This window comes from Bdellovibrio sp. KM01 (assembly GCF_013752535.1).
Classification (GTDB): domain Bacteria; phylum Bdellovibrionota; class Bdellovibrionia; order Bdellovibrionales; family Bdellovibrionaceae; genus Bdellovibrio.
Genome location: NZ_CP058348.1, coordinates 2,128,780 through 2,148,235 on the forward strand (window position 1 = coordinate 2,128,780; position 19,456 = coordinate 2,148,235).

A 19,456-nucleotide genomic window follows, 5' to 3' on the forward strand; every position below is an offset into this window, starting at 1 on the left:
ATTTCGGGAAGCAGATGATTACTTTTAGGTCAGGGCACCCTCGCGGGAACCCCTGACTCTTATTTATATAGGAAAGCTATTTTACAGCTTCAATGGCTTGGAGGACTTTAACTTGAGCTGCGATCCAATTCGCACCTGTCGAATTCACCAAACCACCTTTAAGCAGTTTACCTGCGAGGTCAGCTTGCTCAGATGTCGTCAATGTCTCGATATTCAAAGTCGCATCTACTTGATGCAAGAACTCATTGATAGTCGCAGCCAAAGCCGCCTGAACTTGAGCCCGCTTTGTATCCATAGCAAAAGTCACACCCTGAGAAGACAGGATTGAAAGCAACGAGATGCGCTCTTTTGCATTCAAGAATGGAATTGGCAACTGAGCCTTTTTAGTACCGCCCTCGCCCACTTGAACATCCAAAGCCTCTTTGCTGACCAAAACCAAATCCAAAGCGATATTGCCCAACATATCGGCGTCCGCTTGTTTCACCACGTCGATTGGCAGGATCTTATTCATCACCTTCACCGTGCCATCATCGCCTTTGACCTGACCTTGGATCATTGGCAACAAATCACGAACCGCAGAGAAGATGATTTTCTTATTTGCGTCTGTGATATCTTTATAGAAATTAAGAACTTTGCCTTGTTGTTCATCTGTTAAAGAATACTCCCGACCGGCCAAAGTTTTACCTTTCGCCAGGATCCCGCTCTCCTTCAAAGCTGTGACTTCTTTTTCAAACCAGTCGACATCGATCTGACCTTGAGAGTTGCGCAGTAAACCATTCAACATAGCCGCGTAACCACCAACTTTATCAGAGATGCCGTCAAGACCTTGAAGGTATTTAGCGGTCTCTGCCAAGTGAGCTAAACGCAACTCTGCAAATGATGAATCTTGGCCCGTGCGCGCCGTTAGGATATTTCCGCTTTTCACGGCATCCAATGACACCAATGCCGGAACTTTCGCAGAGCCCGTACCTATTACTTGGGAAATATCAAACAAGGCGTCGCCCACGAATCCATAGTCGATCGCAGCTGTGCCCCATTTGTAGGTGTCTTTAAGAACGTTATCCAGGTTATTCACCACATCTGGCTGATCACCCGGATACATACGACCTATGATCGATACGAACAAGACTTTTACCAAACCTGTTTTTTCGTCACGGCCATCCAAGTACTTTCTAAGCAATGGATTGTTCCCGTTATCAAAACGCTCACAACCATAGATCGACATCTTTTGGCTGTTCGCCAACGAAATATCTTCGTCCGTACAGAACTGAGAGACCTTAGGATCCAGAGCTTTGTCATCCTCAGAATAAGCCCAGTCCATCGCCATCTTGTCATAAGAAAGAGGCGCGTGTTTGATGTAAGCTGCACTTAACACATTATCAATGCCACTGACGTAGTCCATGATACTTGTTGTTGTTTCAAGCCCCGGATGATTCAGGTTTTTCAAATACGTTTTTGCGGAATCATAGATTTCTTTCGTTGTCGCTTTCGCCGAGAACGATCCCGCGAAATTATGACGAAGACCCAAAGCGTGTCCCAACTCATGGGCTACAGTCGCACGAACACTGTCTTGACCTAAGCGCAATCTTTGAGAATCCGAAGCCTCACGAGTCAGCTTCTGCAATTCCTTAAGAGTGTCACTAAAATCACAGGCCATAGCACCCGTTGCCACCGGTGAACCACCGTTGAGCAATACCAGGTCAGCAGAGCCGACTTTCGTAAACACGGAAGGCATGAACACCTGAGCGCGCAACAACTCCCCCGTCAAGGGATCAGACTGACTGATGGCATAGGCGGCACCCGCATCAAGCCATGTCACCCAGCGCACCATGATCGTGTGATCTTTAGGTGGAGCTTGCGGATCAACGCCGGTTTCAACAGCGACCACATCTTTACCGAACACTTTATTCCAGTAAAGGGCGCCTTCTTTAACGGCTTGAACGTAATCTTCTGGAACTGCGGCAGAGATGCGCACTGTGATTGGTTCGCGATCGTCAGAGATATCCCATTTAGCGATATATTTAGTAACATCTTTGCTCATCGCTGCTTTCGCCACGCGAGTCACAAAGAACCCAACCGAGCGAGACGCATCGGCAACCTTAGGTTTGAACTTAGATTGCAAACGGTAAGCGCGGATTTGGATATTCATATCCAAAGTTTCTTCAACGCTTTCAATGGCGATTTTGTTAGCCCCGGCACCCTTACCTTGAAGGCTTTGGATTTTAGAAACCTGCTCAAGCTCGATGCTGTTGTTCGTGATTTTGATGTTACGCGTATACGAATCCAAAACCGGAATAGATGGCAAAGAAGTCTCTGTCAGAGCTTCATTCAAACCCGGGCCGGAATCGATATCATAGGAATTCTGCGCGATCAGAGTTTTGAGTCCACGACCCCAATCAAAAGTGATTGTCTCTGTGTCCTCACCCACGATGCGGAATGTTTGCACCAGGCTTTCGGTTTTAAGCTCGTCGTAAATGCTGTTGTAGTTTTGCCCTAAAAGCGCCAAGCGGCTGCCGGATTTTTCGAAGCTTACCACTTGTGGCTTAAGATCATACCACTGCGGAGTTGATCCTCCGGTTTTGCCTGAAGCGATCAACAAAAAGATTTTACCCAAAGAGGATTTATTGATCGTTAGGCACGTCGCTTTTTCGCACTGGGCCGCGATCTCCGCAGATTGAGTTCCTGGAATCGAGAAGGAATCTACGATTTGCTTGGGAGCTTGCTTTTTCTCTATGAGGGAACTCACCTCAAACCCGTTTGTACAACCGGTTACAAAGATGATTGAAAGCAGTGCGCCGAAGACAGAAATGTTTTTAGAAAAGGACATTATGAAGCCCCTCCATTTTTCAGGTGTCTTTATCTCAAAAAAAGGCCAAGATCAAAAGGCACCTTAGAAAAAAGTAGCAATCGTCAACCTTTTGTACAGAGAGGCTTATGGCTCAAACAGCAGAGAAAACATTTTTTGGACATCCCCGTGCCTTGTTCACACTTTTCTTCACGGAAATGTGGGAACGATTCTCGTTTTACGGGATGAGAGCGCTTCTAGTGCTCTATATGGCTCAATACCTTTTTATTGAGGCAGACAAAGGAAAAGATGTTTGGGGATACGGATTTTTGAAATCTGGAATTGAAAGCACTTTTGGCCCGGTTTCAGCGCAGGCTTTGTCTTCCCATATTTATGGGCTGTATATGGGCCTTGTGTATTTTACACCATTTTTTGGTGGAATCATCGCTGACCGCTACTGGGGCAAGCGCCGCTCGGTGTACGTCGGTGGGATCTTGATGGCCATCGGTCACTTTTTGATGGCGATCGAAAGCATGTTCTTCTTGGCCTTGCTGTTTATTATCGCGGGCAACGGGTTCTTTAAACCTAATATTTCTACTCAAGTCGGAGAGCTTTACCCTGCGGGCGACAAGCGCCGTGATGGTGCTTTCACATTGTTCTACATGGGTATCAACTTGGGTGCGTTCTTCTCTCCATTGGTTTGCGGAACCTTGGGACAAAAAGTTGGCTGGCACTGGGGCTTTGGTGCTGCTGGCATCGGGATGCTTGCTGGTTTGGTGATCTATCACTTCGGCGGCAAACACTTGCCATCATCTGAGCACAAAGTTTCTGTGAAAGAAGTTGAAGCCGCGGCGAAAAAACCACTGACTAAAAATGAGTGGAAGCGTACGTGGGCATTGACGTTTATGTGTGCGATCACGATTTTCTTCTGGGGTGTTTACGAACAACAAGGCAATACTTTGCAGTTGTTTGCAGATCAATCCACTGATTGGAATTTCTTTGGTTGGGAAATGCCTTCCACTTGGTACCAATCATTCAACCCCTTCATCATCTTTATCTTTGCACCGATCTTAGATCGTGCTTGGGCATGGCAATCTCGCAAAGGCAAAGAAAACACAACGGCTATGAAGATGGCGATTGGTTGCTTCCTAGGAACTGCAGCGTTGATCGTGATGTTCATGGCGGCACAATCTGTGGGTGACGGCAAAGGCACGGCCCTTTGGTTGCTAGGCTCAACGTTCATGCTGACTATCGGTGAGCTTTACCTTTCTCCGATTGGTCTATCATTAGTAACGAAAGTTTCTCCAACGAAGATCGTTTCTATGATGATGGGTGTTTGGTTCTTGGCTTCATTCTTCGGAAACACTGTTTCTGGTTGGATTGGCGCTCTTTACGACAAAATGCCTAAGGATAACTTCTTCCTTTTACTTGCGGCCCTTGGCTTTGTTCCCGGCGTGATGTTCTTTATCTGCAACAAGGTTCTGACGAACTCTTTAAATGCTGATGATGAAGGTCCAGAACCGAAACACACTGGTAGATCAAGCTCAGGCATCGGACCTCATGCCGAAGTGACTGTATAACTGTCCCACATGCCAAGAGTGCGCGGCGCGCATTGCGTCCTCTTGGCTGTCTCCCTATTGTAATTAAATAAATTTAAATAATCAAAAAGGGTGTGAAGCCAGTCTTCATAGTGTTAGGAATTTGCAGGGTCGCTTTTTCAGGGGGAATCTATGCCTTTGAAAGTAGGACTTTTCGGATTTGGAAGAACAGGATCTGTTGTTGCAAAAGAGATCACTAACGATCCTTCTTTGTCTTTAAGGTGGGTGTGCCGTAGGAATACAGATCCCTCCATCCCCTTTGCCAGCAGAGTTCTGGGATACACCGAAGATTTCGCTCCATTTATTTCTTTTGACGAAATGGATGACTCCTTTTTAAGGGCGAATCCGGTTGATTTGGTTATTGATTTTTCTTCGGGCAACACAACTTCGATATACGAAAAAATAGCGGCGTTTAATATTAAAGTCGTCAGCGCAATTTCAAATTATTCCAGTGAAGAAATTGAAAAGGTTAAATCCGCCAGTCAAGGAACTGCCATTTTATATTCTCCCAATATTACTTTGGGAATTAACTGGCTCATCATGGCTTCCAAAATTCTGAAACAGATGATTCCTCACGCAGATATCGAAGTGATCGAAGAACACTTCAGACAAAAGAAAGATATCTCTGGAACAGCCCTCAAGTTGGCTCGTCATCTTGATTTAGATCCTCAAGAGCATGTAAATTCCATTCGTGTGGGTGGCATCGTAGGCAAACACGAAGTTATTTTTGGCTTACCTTACCAAACTATTCGATTGGTCCACGAAAGCATCAATCGCGCTGCCTTTGGAACCGGTGCAATTTTCGCAGCGAAATGGCTCCAATCTCAGCCCCAAGGATTTTATTCGATGGAGCAAGCGCTTCAACAATCTTTTAAAAGCCGATTACAGGAAATCTAAGAGAGGGCAGAAGCAAGGCTCCACAGCCACTGCGTGACGTCTTTTTGCGACGACAGGCGGTATTGCGCCAGCGTTTGACCTTCACCCACTTTCACAGAAACACCAGCTCCATCAAGCGCCTCAAACATATCTTCATCCGTGCGATCATCTCCCACACAAAGGAAGGGCACAGAGTTCGCTTGCTGTCGCAACCAACGCAGAAAACTTCCTTTATTGCATTCGATCGCTTTTGCTTCGACGATCGCTTTACCGATATTCACAGTGACGGGCTGATTCGCCATACCTAACTGCAACTCATCATCCAACTTTTTACTTTGGAAGGAAGCAAAGTCCTGAGGAGATAGACGGAAATGCCATACCAAGCTGGCCTTTTTCTTTTCAACGAATGAAAGAGGAACTTTTTCGGCATAATCATTCATGACTTTTTCAATGTGCGGATACCAAGAATTAATATCAGAGGAAATACGCGTCTTCCAATCTTCCCCAATTAACTTTACGAAAGCTCCATGTTCAGCGGCCAAATTTACTTTCATACCTTGAAACTGACTATCCAGAAACTCTCGATTTCTCCCACTTAAAATAAACAGATCTGTTTTTTCAGCCAATGCCGAAAGTGCCTTACGAGTCTCTTCAATTAACACCACTTGATCGGGCCGCTTCATAATTGACACCAACGTGCCATCATAATCCAATAGCACAGCAATTCGAGGACTGGCGATGAACTTTACAAAATCATTATTCCAATCTTCCTTACGAATAGGCATTGGTTTCGGAATACGACGAGGTGTAAGAATTGTATTCTCCAAATCGTGAATAAATCCTTGAGCCCATTTTGTCGAAGAGTACTTAGACAAAATATCCTGCAGATGCGAAATTCTATCTAGACGCTCCTCAAATTCCATATCGTGAGCCTTTTTAATAGCATCCGCAATGGAATCCACGTCCCATGGATTTACCAACAAAGCATCACTTAGTAACGACGCTGCTCCGGCAAACTCACTCAAGATTAAAGATCCCGGCGTCTTAAGATCTTGTGCCATCACATATTCCATGGCCACCAAGTTCATCCCATCCCGCTTACTGGTCACAAGAATCGCACTGGCCGATCGATACAATGCCAATAATTCCGTCTCTTGAACAGAGTTGTAAACGTAATGAACCGGATTGTGAGACGGTGTTCCGAACTCTCCGTTTATCGAGCCAACAAGATGCTCGACTTCTTTGCGGATGCTCATATAAGCAGGAACGTCTTCACGCGTGGGAATTGCAATTTGCAACAACGACACGCGCTCACGAAGCTCTGGATATTTCCTAAGAGCGTGTTGCAATCCGCGAAGCTTCAACTCCAAACCTTTGCTGTAATCCAAGCGATCAATCCCCACGATAACGAAAGGACTGGAATGCTGACGACGGTATTCCTCAACTTTGGCTTCAACTTCTGGGGTTTGAGATTTTTCGCGAAATTCATCACTCTCGATACTGATAGGATAAACTCCCAACTGCGTGCGATGACCTTCGTATTGGGCTTGAATAAAGTTTGCTTCTACACCCAAAACCATTTTCAAAGCCACGATGAATTGTCGCAAATAAGAATATTCGTGGAAGCCAATCAAATCACAAGCCAACACTCCACTGAGCAATTCTTCGCGCACAGGAATTTGCCTAAAGAGCTCGGCACTTGGAAATGGAATATGAAGGAAAAATCCAATTTTCACCTCGGGGCACAGATCACGAAGCATCTTAGGCAATAGAAAGAAATGAAAGTCATGAATCCACACTGTGTCACCAGCTTGCGCGACTTCGGCGATTTGCTGAGCCATCAATTTATTGGCCTCTTGGTAGAACTCCCAATTGCTGCGATTAAAATTGGCGAGGTGGGACTCGTAGTGAAATAACGGCCACAAAATATCATTAGCGAAACCGTTATAATATTTCTCATAAACATCTTTATCCAAATACACCGGATAGCAGTTTACATTTGCTTCCGTATTCTTAACTAAGTTGTGCATTTTTAAGGCATGATCTTCATTCGTTTCAAAGCCAAACCACGAGAAGTTTTCACTGCGACTCACCCCCATCAACGCTGAGACAAGTCCTCCACTTCCCCGCTTGAGGTCACCATTTTCATTGATGCTGTATGGCAAGCGATTGCTCACAAAGATGCGTTGGGGCTTTCTAATCATTCTTCCTCCGTTTAGAATCAGAGTTGCATCACAGAAAGGTTTCGCGATGAACTCTACTGCAGAATTAAAAAATCATCGATATCAACAAGGCCTGATCGGAAATTGCGCATTCTTAGCGCTGGTAGAACAAAACACCAACGTAAGTTGGATGTGTTGGCCAAGGTTCGACTCTAGTTTTATTTTTGGTTCCTTGCTTGATAAAGACCGAGGTGGAGAGTTTTCTCTTAAACCTCACTCTGACAGTTTTAATTCCCATCAAAGCTATCTCAAGAATACCAATATTCTTCGTACTCGTATCGAGACGAAAGAAGGTGCATACGATGTGATTGATTTCGCACCCAGATTCACTCTATTTGAAAGATATCATAAACCCTTAATGCTTTTTCGAAAAGTAAAAAAAGTCTCTGGGCGTCCGCGCATTGTTGCAAAATGCAAACCTGTTGGAAAATACGGTGAGATCGTACCTGGAAATTTAATGGGCAGTAATCACATTCGCTACGAAGGACTTGAAAATCCAGTGCGCCTGACAACGAACGCACCTCTCACATATGTCCAAGAAGAAAAACCCTTCTATCTTGACGACGATATTTATTTTGTACTTTCGTGGGGCATTCCACTTGAAGGTCCTTTGGAGACCACATTTGAAGATTTCTTCAAGCGCACAGAAAAGTATTGGCAAAAATGGATTGAGCACTGTCATCTCCCACAAGTTTTCCAAAACGAAGTGATTCGCTCGGCCCTTGCGTTAAAAATTCATCAGTATGAGGACACCGGCGCAATCATTGCTTCAGCAACAACAAGTCTTCCAGAAATTCCTCATGAAGGACGCAACTGGGACTATCGTTTCTGTTGGTTACGCGATACCTATTACACTTTATCCGCGATCAACTCTTTAGGACATTTCGAAGAGATGGAGAAATACGCGCACTTCATCGAAAATATCGAGATTCAAAATTCTAAAACATATCAGCCGTGCTATCGCATTGATGGATCAACCGATCTCACCGAACTTATTTTACCTCTTGACGGATACATGGGTAACAAACCCGTACGCATTGGAAATCAAGCTGCAGAGCAAATTCAGCACGATGCCTATGGGCAGATTTTGATGGCTCTATTTAAGCTTTACACGGATGAACGTGTGAATGCGAAAACAGGCCGTTCGTTGCGCTTGGTAGAAAAAGCCTTAAGCTATATCGAGCAGTACATGACCACCCCCGATAACGGCGTCTGGGAATTCCGCGGCAAGCAAGCCTTGCACTCTTATGCTTTGATGTTCCACTGGGCTGGAAGCGCAGCTGCAAGATCTGTCGCACGGAAGCTCGGTGATCAGAGTTTAGAACAACGCGCGGAAGCCGCACTGAAACGATCTGCAGATCTTATTGAAGAATGCTATTCAAAAGATAAGAAAGCCTACACCCAAGCCATTGGCACTGAGGAATTGGACGCAAGCATTCTGCAACTCATTACGATTGGCTACTTCCATGACAAGCCACCGGAGCTTGCAAAAGAACTGATTGCCGCCGTGGAAAAGGAATTGATGATTTCTCCGGGGTTCTTAGTTCGGTATGCCCACGTCGACGATTTTGGTTTGCAAAAATCAGCGTTTCTGGTTTGCAGCTTCTGGTATATCGAGGCCCTTGCAGCCACAGGACAAGAAGACAAAGCGGAAGAGCTTCTGCGCCACATCACTGCAACAGCTTCGAATCAGGTGGGCTTGCTAGCTGAAGACTTTGACGTTGAAAACAACAGCCAATGGGGGAACTTCCCACAGACTTACAGTCACGTGGGCGTGATCAACTGCGCTTATGCAATTGATAAAGCCAGAAAGAAACCACCGTTCTTATCTTAAAGATTTTTCTCAACGACAGTCCTGCTGAACAGTGACTGTCTGGAGCCCTTTGGGGGAGGAAAAAACAAGATGCTGCTTTTGATATTCGATCTCCATCGTTTCGGTCAAATTGCCATCAAAAGCAGTTTGCGTGAACTCTGCCCGTCCATTTGAATCGGTTGTCGACGAGCCTTTCTCCGCGCCGATTTTCCATTTAAAAGAAGCATTCTTTGCTGGTCTGCGAATGATATTCTCTCCGGCTGGCTGACAGCTGATACGAACCAAATAACGATAAGACATCGAACGCGATCGCGCGCTAAAAACCCGATCAACCATGATTGTATGAGTGGATGTTTGTGCAAAGACCTCCAGACTTGAAGTCAAAGTGAGCGCGATGATAATGGCCTCGAATAATCGTCTATGCATTCCCTATAGTAATTCCATTGAGAGGCGTTCTAAATATGTATTCTTTCAAAAAAATCGAGAAGGATGCAGGACTATGATAAGCGGCGGGGCAATTTGATTTTAATCATGGTGCCCACACCCTCCTCGCTGATGATACCCATTTCGCCACCGAAGTGGTTAATAACAGTTTTTGCGTGATACAAACCAAGCCCTGTACCACCTTTACGAAAAGTAGCTCCCTTACGACCCAACAAAGGCAGACGGTGCGAAGGAATGCCAGAACCATTATCTTGGACCTGGATCGAAAGGGAGCCGTCGATATTCTCCGTTACCATGATCTGGATCCGACCAGCTCTCTCACCCATGGCTTGGATAGAATTATCGACAAGATTAGAAACGATTCTTTCAAAATATGATCTTGGCAAAGAAAACCCTGCAGACACGTGACGAAGATTCGCATGAAGCAATACTTCACACTGAGTTTGCACACGCTTTTCGTTCACAATACCTTGAAGTGATGCTTGAAGTTCAACTCCCGTCATCCCTTTGTCGTTTGTGATTTCTACAGAAGATTCTTGAGAAGACTCTTCGATCGCCAGTAGATCCGCAGCAATCTCGTTTATTCTTTTAATAGAAGCTTCAAGTAATGCTTTAGCATCCTCTGACAATGAATCACCGCATGTCTTAACAAGAATATTCAAAGCAGATAGCGGCGAGCGGATGTCATGAGCCGCCTGGCGTACCTTTGAATGTTCTTTAAGCTTAATTGCTGTGTTCATAACTGCCTCTTGTTTGCCGGAGCCTCGTTCAGCAAAGCTGAAATCTAAGCTTGCCCGGTGAAGCTAAGATAACCTTGTGGAGGGCTTTAAGCGACTTACCTGAAGTTAAAAACCGGGCCTTTCGGTTTACTGTTGGTAAAGTCCGGGATATCCGGGTTTTAGCCCTTAACCCATTGATTTTATGGGGTTTTAAACTAAGATTTATATATCGGAGGTCGGACAAACCCCTCCAAGGACGGCCCATGAACATCTTTGAGTACGAAGACTATCGCAACTATTTGAAAGATTTTTTAGCCTTAGAAGAAAACCAGGCTTCGGGCCGCCGCAAACAACTCCTGGCCTCTGCTAATATGAGCAGCTCCTATCTGACTCAGATCCTTGCGGGCACCAAACATCTGTCCTCTGAACAAGCTTACGAGATGGCTTTGGATATGGGACTGACAGAGAAAGAAACCGATTATCTATTGGTACTTGTCGATATCGGCCGCGTGGGCACGGTGAAGTTGCGCGAGCGTTTGATGATGAGACTGCGCACCCTGCAAGCGGAATCAAAACATGTTTCTGCGAAAGTTTCGACAGACCGCCATCTGACAGATCAGCAAAAGGCTGTTTATTACTCGAACTGGCTTTACACGGCTGTTCGCAATTTGGTTCCCACCGAGCAAGGCCGCAGTATCAAAGACATCGCGATGAAATTAAACGTGCCTGAGCCTCGCGTGGAATCAGCCGTGCAGTTCTTGATAGATGTCGGTTTGGTTGGAAAATTTGATGATGGATTGAAATATCGCCGCGGCTACACTCATCTGGATGCTTCCGATCCATTGATCTTCCGTCACCACCAAAACTGGCGCCAGCGCGCGATTCAGCGTATGGACCACTATAACGAAAATCATCTGCACTACACGTGTCCCATGGCAATTTCAAAAGATCTTGCGATGAAACTGCGCGCGCAACTGCTTGAGGAAATCAAACGCTTGAATCAATCGATGAAAGACGCGCCTGAAGTTTCTTACTGTTTGAATATTGACTTGTTCGAGTACTAAATTTCGCATCTTGTTTGTTAACAAGCAAAGTTCACGTACTTTTGGTGTTAAACCCAATCAGAAACTGCATCACTAACCTAACAAAAACAAAAGCCGGAGTTTTACTCCGGCTTCGGTTTAGTAAGGATATTTTCCAAGTTTTCGCAGTCCCAACAAAGCTCCCCGATTTCTCAATAGAGCCCTCACTGATGGCGATTACTTGTAGAATTTAGCGTTTGATTTAGCCATATTCGCCAGAGGCGTTGCTGGTTTCAAACGTTTGGCATTGCGACTGGAAGCATACGTCGCCAATTGATCAGCGATATATTGCGAGCCAATGCTGTCTGCGTACTTAAGCAAACCACCACGGAATGGTGGGAAACCCGTACCCATGATCATACCCAAGTCCACTTCGTGTGGAAGTTCAACGATATGATCTTCGATCAAAGCCAGCGAACACTCATTCACCATCGCGAATACACCACGCTCGATGCATTCCTTTGGTTGCAGAGGATTGCTTGGAGAACCCAAGCCCAATGCGCCATACACTGTTTGATCGACATCACCGCGTTTGCCGTCTGCTTGGTAAGTGTAGAAACCTTTACCATTCTTACGCCCCAAGCGGCCTGACTTCTCCAAGGCTTCCATACAAGGCGCCATTTCGATGCGCTCGCCGAAAGCTTTTTTGAAAATTTTTAGAACTTTGATACAAACATCAAGACCCACTTCATCCATCAATTCGAATGGCCCCATTGGCATACCGAAGTCTTTTACATAGGCTTTATCCACGACTTCAATGCTCATACCTTCTTGCATCAACCAAGCAGCTTCTGCCATGTATGGCAAAAGCAGACGGTTCACAAGAAAGCCCGGGCCGTCTTTAACAACGACTGGCATTTTACCCATTTTCTTAGTTAATTCGAAAATAGTAGCGATCGTTTCGTCCGACGTTTTTTCCCCGCGGATAACTTCAACCAGTGGCATTTTATTTACCGGATTGAAAAAGTGCATACCTGCGAAGTACTCAGGACGTGGATGACCTTTCGCCATTTCAGTCACTGACAAAGAAGACGTGTTCGTTGCGATAATCGCGTCAGGGCGCATTTGAGCGGCACACTCACCGATTACTTTTTGCTTGATACCCATATCTTCAACGATCGCTTCCACAACCACATCGAGGTTTTTAAAACCAGAATAGTCAGTTGTTACAGATACGGCGTCGATTTTTTGCTGGAATTGATATTTGTCGATGGAATTACGTTTTACCAACTTCATCCATAGGTCACTTGCGTGCTTCAAACCTTTTGCTAGTGCATCTGGGTTCAAGTCCTTCATACGAACTTGAATACCCTTGTCTGCTGCGACGTAAGCGATACCGCCACCCATTGTGCCAGCACCCAAGATACCCAGGCCTTTAACGTCCTTAGGTTTAACATTCACACCAGATACGCCCGTTTGCTTCTTAACCATTTCAGTTAGGTAGTAAACGTGGATCAAGTTTTTAGATTCAGCTGTTACGCCCAACTCGCAGAAGCCTTCACGCTCAATGCGCATTCCCGCATCGCGATCGCTCATGCCGTAAGTTTTCTGAATCACATCCAACGCTTTAAGCGGAGCTGGATAGTGACCTTTCGTTGCTTTCATCACGCCTTCACGGGCTTTCTTAAACACAATGCCTTTTGCTGGGCCTTCAAGGACTTTATTAACCAAACCTTGCGGTTGGAATTTCTTGCGACGTTTTTGACCGCCAGCCGCGATGACTTCTTTCGCCCATTTGATCGCTTGCTCGTCCAAAAGATTTGGATGAACGACTTTGTCTACTAAGCCTGATTTCAACGCTTTTTTAGAATTCACTGCTTTACCAGCAAGGATGATATCTAAAGAGGCCTGCAAGCCCATGATACGAGGCATACGTTGAGTACCGCCGAAACCTGGCAAGATACCCAATTGGATTTCTGGAAGACCGATCTTCGTTGACGAATCATCGGAAGCGATTCGGTAATCGCATGACATGATGAACTCACACCCACCACCCATGCATGCGCCGTTCACAGACGCGAATGTTGGCATCGGAAGGTCTTCAACCATATTCATGATCTCTTGCCCCGCCTTAACCGCGTCGTTGAATTGCTCTTTCGTCGTCATGCCTTTGATCTCTTCGATGTCCGCGCCAGCGATAAAGATTTTAGGCTTCATGGATTTAAAGATCACCGCCTTAAATGAAGACTTACGTAGTTCTTCAACGACGTCTTTCAGTCTCATCATCACCGGTGTTGAAAATTTATTAACTTTTTCACCAACAAGATCGAACTCAACAACTGCGATTTCACCTTGTGGATTAATTCTGATACTTTCTAGCATAGACATTTGTGTAACTCCTAGATGCAATCGCCAGTTTAGTTTTCGTTTTCAAGAATCATAGAACCACCTTGACCGCCACCGATACAAAGTGTTGCAAGCCCATGCTGTACGCCTCTGCGTTTCATTTCTTTCGCAAGAGTCAATACGATACGAGTCCCTGTCGCGCCCACTGGATGGCCCAATGCAATCGCACCACCGTTAACGTTCAGGATCTCGTCACGAATCTCTCCGACTTTTGCCGACAAGCCAAGTTTCTCTTGGGCAAATTTGTCAGAATCCATGGCTCTTTGGCAGGACATTACTTGAGCCGCGAAGGCTTCGTTAAGCTCTACCAAGCCGATGTCTTTCAAAGAAAGACCCGCGCGCTTAAGTGCAAGTGGAGTTGAATACGCGGGGCCAAGCCCCATGCGCTCTGGCTCAAGACCTGCGAAACCGTAAGAACGGATTGTCGCAAGAGGTTTGTAACCTGCTTGTTCTGCTTTCTCACGAGACATCAAAAGCACCATTGCGGCCCCGTCTGTGATGGGGCAAGAGTTACCCGCTGTGATTGTACCCGTTGCTTTATCGAAGAACGGTTTCAATTTCGCTAATGCCTCCATTGTTTGAGTGTCACGAGGACCGATGTCTTCGGAAATCACTTCTTTGTATTCAGGAGCCAAGTACACCGGAGTGGATTCTTCCTTCATGCGACCTTCTTTCATCGCTTTGGAAGCCAACTGGTGTGAACGAAGAGCAAAAGCATCTTGCATCTGACGATTCAAGCCCCACTCTTTTGCCAGGATCTCAGCTGTTTGCCCCATGTTGATACCTACAAAAGGATCCGTCAGACCCAACATCACCCCGATTTGTGGGAAGTATGGATCTTTCATGTTGCCTTGAAGAAGAGCCTTGATCTGGCTTACGTCTGCTTTAAAAAGTTTCCACAACAGTGGCAAAGCTTGCTTTGGACCTTTTGCTGCGAAAAGTTTTTCGTAGATATCTTGGAATTTTTGCGGCGCTAGAGTTGGGATTTGCGACATGGATTCAGTACCACCCGCGATCACAACATCCATCGTGCCGGATTTGATTTTCTCAAAACCGTTAGAGATCGATTCAAGTGCTGAAGCACAGTTTCTGTGAACAGTGTACGCCGATGTTTTCATCGGGATACCTGCATTCAGAGCAACAACGCGCGAGATATTCACAGCATCTGGTGGATTACCAGTGTTTCCGATGATCACTTCATCAACGGAATTTACATCCAAGTTCGTTTGCGCGATTAATTGCTTAAGCGCAACTTGCCCCAACTGTGCTGGGTGAACTTTTTTAAGTTTTGTACCTGATTTTGCGAATGGTGTACGCACACCTTCAACGAGAACCACATCACGTGGTGACTTCATAGAAAACTCCTGTTGGGTAATTCAGACTAACCACTGAAAATCGTACAGGTTTTCCATGTGAGGACCAAACACAAACGCAGAATTACGAAGCGAGGTCTAGTTTCGACAACCTTTCTCGATATCCTAAGGAGGTCGAGGGGCTTTTTCGAAACACTTTCTCAGTTTTTCCGAGGGGAAATAGAACCACAGCTCTAGCTTAAAGCAAGCACGGGTCCAGGTTGGCCGCACCCGAAAGAGTTATGTTTCACACTTGCTTCAATAATCCTGCTCTTCAGTTTTATTCCTTGTTCGTATTTTTAGCTCTCGTCGCGTTCACTTCGAAACTCGCCGGAGCTTGATCCCCGCCTCCTCACGATATTTGAGATTATTGTGAGCCCCACAGAGTGCTTGCAGATTCGCAGGCGCATGGGTTCCTCCACTCCATCGCGGAATTATGTGATCGACTTGCAAACCATAGGTATTACGGCATTGGCGCCCAGTGAGCTTATCTTTGTACTGGCAACACTTATCGCGATTAAGAATGTATCTGCGTGTTTTTAAGGTGAGGGATTTATTATCACGAAGCGTATTATCGCCATCTTCAGACGATGCGACAAAAGACTCTGCAAAAATATCCTTTGAAGAACCTGAGCGCTTCGCTTTTTTAGCCTTAAACATTTTCTCATCCAAAAATTGCCCAGCTACAACTTCTATAACTTTCGCCCAAGAATAATCCCCGTCAGCCAATTGTAGTTTGTGTGCGGCTTTTTCCTTGCAACTCATCAGCATATCAAATTGCTCTCGAGTGAATGTGATGGAAAGATGTACCGAATCATCTTTCTGCACTCTGACTTTTTCGGGATCTTTAAGCTCAATGTCCAAGCTCATAGCGACGGTCTTTTGGGTTTGCTCGACGTTCAATCCGGAGATTTGCTCAACGATTTCAGTTTTAGTTGCTGCTGAAATCTGCTCACCTGCCTTTTCCTTTTCCTTAATCGCTCGAGCGAGTTCACCAATCTGACTTAAATTAATACTTCCATCTTGAATTTTGTCAGAAAGAGTCGGAACAACTTTCATTAAACGAGCCGCCTCAAGCCTACGCATCGCTGCTCCGTTCGAATAGCCGAGCTCCTTCGTAAGATAGTCATACATCGTCGAGTAAGAACGCTCTGAATATAGTTTGCGAGCATCAACTTCGAGAATGTGCTCTAGAATCAAATGCAAAAGCATCCGCTCTTTACGAATAAGACTTTTCAAATTCTGTTCTAACTCATGATTGCTCAGGAAAGTCAGTCTGCTCATGCAGTACCCCGATTTAATTTTTCTTTCTCTAAAGAGTTAGCAAGCTCCATACCCAATTAAGATCTATTCCAAACCAGCACACCCATCACCAGATTCAGATTTCGGACAATTTTCATTGCACACCAACAAGTTTCACCTCCGCTTCGGTAACTGATTGCATCATTTTACCCCGACTAGGTTCCGCCGATGACATATTCACGGCTTCGATTTTCCGCCGGTGCTTCAACCAGCAACCGAGAACTATAAGTCAACCGACGTGTCTGACATTTCTCTTCTCAAAAACGCCACATTCGCAGGCAGAATCCCTTCTCGCGAGCGAAAAGCGGCATGCGTCATCGCATTGCTACCCGCGCCAATCACCCCACTTATTGACCCCCTAAGCAAAGGTTTTATAGAGTAACTGCACTTATTTCGCGAGAGAGCTAAACGCTGAAAAGCTTTAGAAAATTTCTAAAAACTCCCCCACGAAAAAGGAGCATGCTCCGGCCCAATCGGAGCGCAGACTGCGAAAGGAAATTTCCTTGGAAAAAGAATTGAACAAGAACAGCAAGAATTCAGACAAGCCAGCAACCGACGCGAAACACGCGACCAACAACTTCGACCAAGAAGCATTGGAATATCACAGCCGCGGCAAACCCGGTAAAATCGAAGTCATCTCTTCAAAACCTTGCGTGTCTGAGAAAGACCTTTCACTTGCGTACTCCCCAGGGGTCGCGGCTCCTTGCAAAGTTATCGCTAAGGATTCTTCCAAAGTGTACGACTATACTGCCAAAGGAAACTTGGTGGGAGTTATCTCTAACGGAACAGCAGTTCTGGGATTGGGCAACATCGGCCCGCACGCTTCCAAACCCGTGATGGAAGGTAAAGGAATTCTTTTCAAACAATTCGCTGGTATCGATGTATTCGACATCGAAGTGGATGCGAACGACGTGGACACGTTCTGTAACGCGATCAAAACATTGGAGCCAACATTCGGTGGTATCAATCTGGAAGACATCAAAGCTCCAGAATGTTTTGAAATCGAAGAGCGTCTGAAAAAAGAAATGAAGATCCCCGTATTCCACGATGATCAGCATGGAACTGCGATCGTATCGGGAGCAGCGTTGCTGAACGCCGTTTCTATCACCAACAGAAAAATGGAAAACGTACGTATCGTCGTAAACGGTGCGGGCGCCTCTGCGAATTCTTGCGCTAAAATCTTTATCTCGCTGGGTGCACGCCGTGAAAATATCATCATGTGTGACTCTCAAGGTGTGATCTACAAAGGTCGTACGGCAGGGATGAATAAATACAAAGAGTACTTCGCAGCCGAAACTGAAGTGCGCACTCTCAGCCAAGCTTTGCAGGGTGCTGACGTATTCGTAGGTCTTTCTGTCGCCGGAGCCCTGACTCCTGAGATGCTTAAAGACATGGCGAAAGATCCAATCATCTTTGCGATGGCAAATCCAGAACCAGAAATCACGCCGGACAAGGCACGCGCTGCTCGTCCCGATGCCATCATTGCGACGGGACGCTCGGATTACCCAAATCAAGTGAATAACGTTTTGGGCTTCCCGTCTATTTTCCGTGGAGCATTGGATACGCGTTCAACTCAGATCAATGAAGAAATGAAACTCGCAGCCGTTCACGCTTTGGCAAAACTTGCACGCGAAGAAGTACCAGACCGCGTGTCTGCAACTTACGGTGGTAAAACATTTAAGTTCGGTCGCGAATACCTAATCCCGAAACCATTCGACACCCGTGTTCTTCTTTGGGTGGCGCCGGAGGTGGCGAAAGCTGCTATCAAATCAGGTGTCGCAACAAGAAAGATCGAAGACTGGGATCACTACCGCGAAACTTTGGAAGCCCTGCAAGGTCCGTCGAAAGTTTTCATCCGCTCCGCAATCAATCGCGTTCACCAAAACGCGACAGCGATGGGTGGCGAACTTCCGCGCATCGTATTCCCTGAAGGCACAAGCACAAAGGTTCTTAAAGCTCTTTCCACTTTGGTTGAAGAAAAAATCTGCCAACCAATTTTGTTAGGTTACCCAGACCGCGTGAAAGAAAAAATCCAGGCCTTGGATATCCCGGCATTGAATGACGTTCCAGTTATTCATCCGGCGACTTATCCAAAATTCTTTACGTACGTTGAAAAGCTGTACTCGCTAAGGCAGCGTAAAGGCATCAACATGCGTGAAGCTGAGCGCTTGATGGCTGATCCGAATTACTTTGCAGCGATGATGGTTACCATGGGCGATGCTGATGGAGTGGTGAATGGTGCTTCTGTGAATTACGCAGACGCTGTAAAACCAATCTTGCAGACTGTGGGGGTTTACCAAAACGGCATCCCAGCGGGTTTGAACTTTATCTTGCTTGAAGACAAATTCCTGGTACTTGCAGATACGACTGTGAACTTCAACCCAACGGCCGAGCAATGCGCGCAAATCGCAATGCAGGCTGCGAAAGTTGTTGAGTACTTTGGTATTGAACCGAAGGTCGCGATGCTTTCATACTCAAACTTCAGCGGCGCCGAAGGCACTCCATGCAAAATGAAAACAGCGGCTCAGATTGTTAAGAAAAATCGCCCCGGCCTGATGGTTGATGGTGATATGCAAGCGGACACAGCTGTAAATCCAGAGATCATGGAACGTTTGTTCCCGTTCTCTGATCTTAAAGGTGGCGCAAACATTTTGATCTTCCCTAATTTGGAGTCATCCAACATCGCTTATAAACTGATCCAGCAAGTGGGCAAAGTGGAAGTGATCGGACCATTCTTGACGGGGGTTCGCAGATCTTGCAACGTTTTGCAAAGAACGACGACAGTGGACGGTATCGTGAATTCAGTTGTATTCACGGCACTGGAAGCGCAATTCATCAAAGATGTTTTGAAGTCCCGCGAAGTAAAAAAACAGTAAAGACTCCTTTACATTCGTTCATAAAATCTAAAGCCCGTGTT

The 19,456-nt window shown here is 45.8% G+C and carries 12 protein-coding genes; 5 read left to right on the top strand and 7 right to left on the bottom strand.

What is annotated here, in order from left to right; translation table 11 throughout:
- Positions 1-76 precede the first annotated feature (76 nt).
- Positions 77-2,827, bottom strand: coding sequence for a zinc-dependent metalloprotease (locus HW988_RS10430; RefSeq protein WP_181604222.1), 2,751 nt, complete (start codon positions 2,825-2,827; stop codon positions 77-79).
- A 107-nt stretch (positions 2,828-2,934) separates the two neighbouring features.
- Between HW988_RS10430 and HW988_RS10435 the strand changes: the two genes are divergently transcribed.
- On the top strand, positions 2,935-4,365 hold the full coding sequence (locus HW988_RS10435; RefSeq protein WP_181604223.1) for a peptide MFS transporter: 1,431 nt from the start codon (positions 2,935-2,937) through the stop codon (positions 4,363-4,365).
- A gap of 150 nt (positions 4,366-4,515) precedes the next feature.
- Positions 4,516-5,280, top strand: coding sequence for a 4-hydroxy-tetrahydrodipicolinate reductase (locus HW988_RS10440; protein WP_181604224.1), 765 nt, complete (start codon positions 4,516-4,518; stop codon positions 5,278-5,280).
- Here the strand turns inward: HW988_RS10440 and HW988_RS10445 are convergent.
- The gene (locus tag HW988_RS10445; protein WP_181604225.1) at positions 5,277-7,463 is read right to left on the bottom strand and encodes a bifunctional alpha,alpha-trehalose-phosphate synthase (UDP-forming)/trehalose-phosphatase; all 2,187 of its coding nucleotides are present in this window, start codon (positions 7,461-7,463) and stop codon (positions 5,277-5,279) included. The two genes, HW988_RS10440 and HW988_RS10445, sit on opposite strands and share 4 nt — an antisense overlap.
- Positions 7,464-7,509: 46 nt before the next feature.
- Here HW988_RS10445 and HW988_RS10450 point away from each other — a divergent pair, with 46 nt between their 5' ends.
- Positions 7,510-9,315 (top strand): glycoside hydrolase family 15 protein, encoded by a 1,806-nt coding sequence (locus HW988_RS10450; protein WP_181604226.1) that lies wholly within the window; start codon positions 7,510-7,512, stop codon positions 9,313-9,315.
- A 9-nt stretch (positions 9,316-9,324) separates the two neighbouring features.
- Here HW988_RS10450 and HW988_RS10455 read toward each other — a convergent pair whose 3' ends face one another.
- A complete protein-coding gene (locus HW988_RS10455; protein ID WP_181604227.1) occupies positions 9,325-9,720 on the bottom strand; it encodes a hypothetical protein in 396 nt (131 codons plus the stop codon).
- A 71-nt stretch (positions 9,721-9,791) separates the two neighbouring features.
- On the bottom strand, positions 9,792-10,478 hold the full coding sequence (locus HW988_RS10460) for a HAMP domain-containing sensor histidine kinase (RefSeq protein WP_181604228.1): 687 nt from the start codon (positions 10,476-10,478) through the stop codon (positions 9,792-9,794).
- 242 nt (positions 10,479-10,720) lie between these two features.
- On the opposite strand from HW988_RS10460, the gene HW988_RS10465 reads away from it, so the two are divergent.
- The gene (locus HW988_RS10465) at positions 10,721-11,521 is read left to right on the top strand and encodes a TIGR02147 family protein (protein WP_181604229.1); all 801 of its coding nucleotides are present in this window, start codon (positions 10,721-10,723) and stop codon (positions 11,519-11,521) included.
- Between the two features lie 195 nt (positions 11,522-11,716).
- On the opposite strand, the gene HW988_RS10470 is transcribed toward HW988_RS10465, so the two are convergent.
- From HW988_RS10470 to HW988_RS10480, 3 genes are all read right to left on the bottom strand, one after another.
- Positions 11,717-13,867 (bottom strand): 3-hydroxyacyl-CoA dehydrogenase NAD-binding domain-containing protein, encoded by a 2,151-nt coding sequence (locus HW988_RS10470; protein ID WP_181604230.1) that lies wholly within the window; start codon positions 13,865-13,867, stop codon positions 11,717-11,719.
- A 29-nt stretch (positions 13,868-13,896) separates the two neighbouring features.
- A complete protein-coding gene (locus tag HW988_RS10475; protein WP_181604231.1) occupies positions 13,897-15,240 on the bottom strand; it encodes a thiolase family protein in 1,344 nt (447 codons plus the stop codon).
- Between the two features lie 312 nt (positions 15,241-15,552).
- The gene (locus HW988_RS10480; protein ID WP_181604232.1) at positions 15,553-16,521 is read right to left on the bottom strand and encodes an HNH endonuclease; all 969 of its coding nucleotides are present in this window, start codon (positions 16,519-16,521) and stop codon (positions 15,553-15,555) included.
- 521 nt (positions 16,522-17,042) lie between these two features.
- Here HW988_RS10480 and HW988_RS19205 point away from each other — a divergent pair.
- Entirely contained in the window at positions 17,043-19,415 is a 2,373-nt protein-coding gene (locus tag HW988_RS19205; protein ID WP_304504522.1) for an NADP-dependent malic enzyme, read from the top strand.
- Positions 19,416-19,456 lie beyond the last annotated feature (41 nt).

Bases quoted from the DNA above. Each gene is read 5' to 3' on its own strand.
- HW988_RS10455 (WP_181604227.1), bottom strand. From the start codon at position 9,720: ATGCATAGACGATTATTCGAGGCCATTATCATCGCGCTCACTTTGACT.
- HW988_RS10440 (WP_181604224.1), top strand. From the start codon at position 4,516: ATGCCTTTGAAAGTAGGACTTTTCGGATTTGGAAGAACAGGATCTGTT.
- HW988_RS10465 (WP_181604229.1), top strand. From the start codon at position 10,721: ATGAACATCTTTGAGTACGAAGACTATCGCAACTATTTGAAAGATTTT.
- HW988_RS10430 (WP_181604222.1), bottom strand. From the start codon at position 2,827: ATGTCCTTTTCTAAAAACATTTCTGTCTTCGGCGCACTGCTTTCAATC.
- HW988_RS10445 (WP_181604225.1), bottom strand. From the start codon at position 7,463: ATGATTAGAAAGCCCCAACGCATCTTTGTGAGCAATCGCTTGCCATAC.
- HW988_RS10460 (WP_181604228.1), bottom strand. From the start codon at position 10,478: ATGAACACAGCAATTAAGCTTAAAGAACATTCAAAGGTACGCCAGGCG.
- HW988_RS10450 (WP_181604226.1), top strand. From the start codon at position 7,510: ATGAACTCTACTGCAGAATTAAAAAATCATCGATATCAACAAGGCCTG.
- HW988_RS10475 (WP_181604231.1), bottom strand. From the start codon at position 15,240: ATGAAGTCACCACGTGATGTGGTTCTCGTTGAAGGTGTGCGTACACCA.
- HW988_RS10480 (WP_181604232.1), bottom strand. From the start codon at position 16,521: ATGAGCAGACTGACTTTCCTGAGCAATCATGAGTTAGAACAGAATTTG.
- HW988_RS10470 (WP_181604230.1), bottom strand. From the start codon at position 13,867: ATGTCTATGCTAGAAAGTATCAGAATTAATCCACAAGGTGAAATCGCA.
- HW988_RS10435 (WP_181604223.1), top strand. From the start codon at position 2,935: ATGGCTCAAACAGCAGAGAAAACATTTTTTGGACATCCCCGTGCCTTG.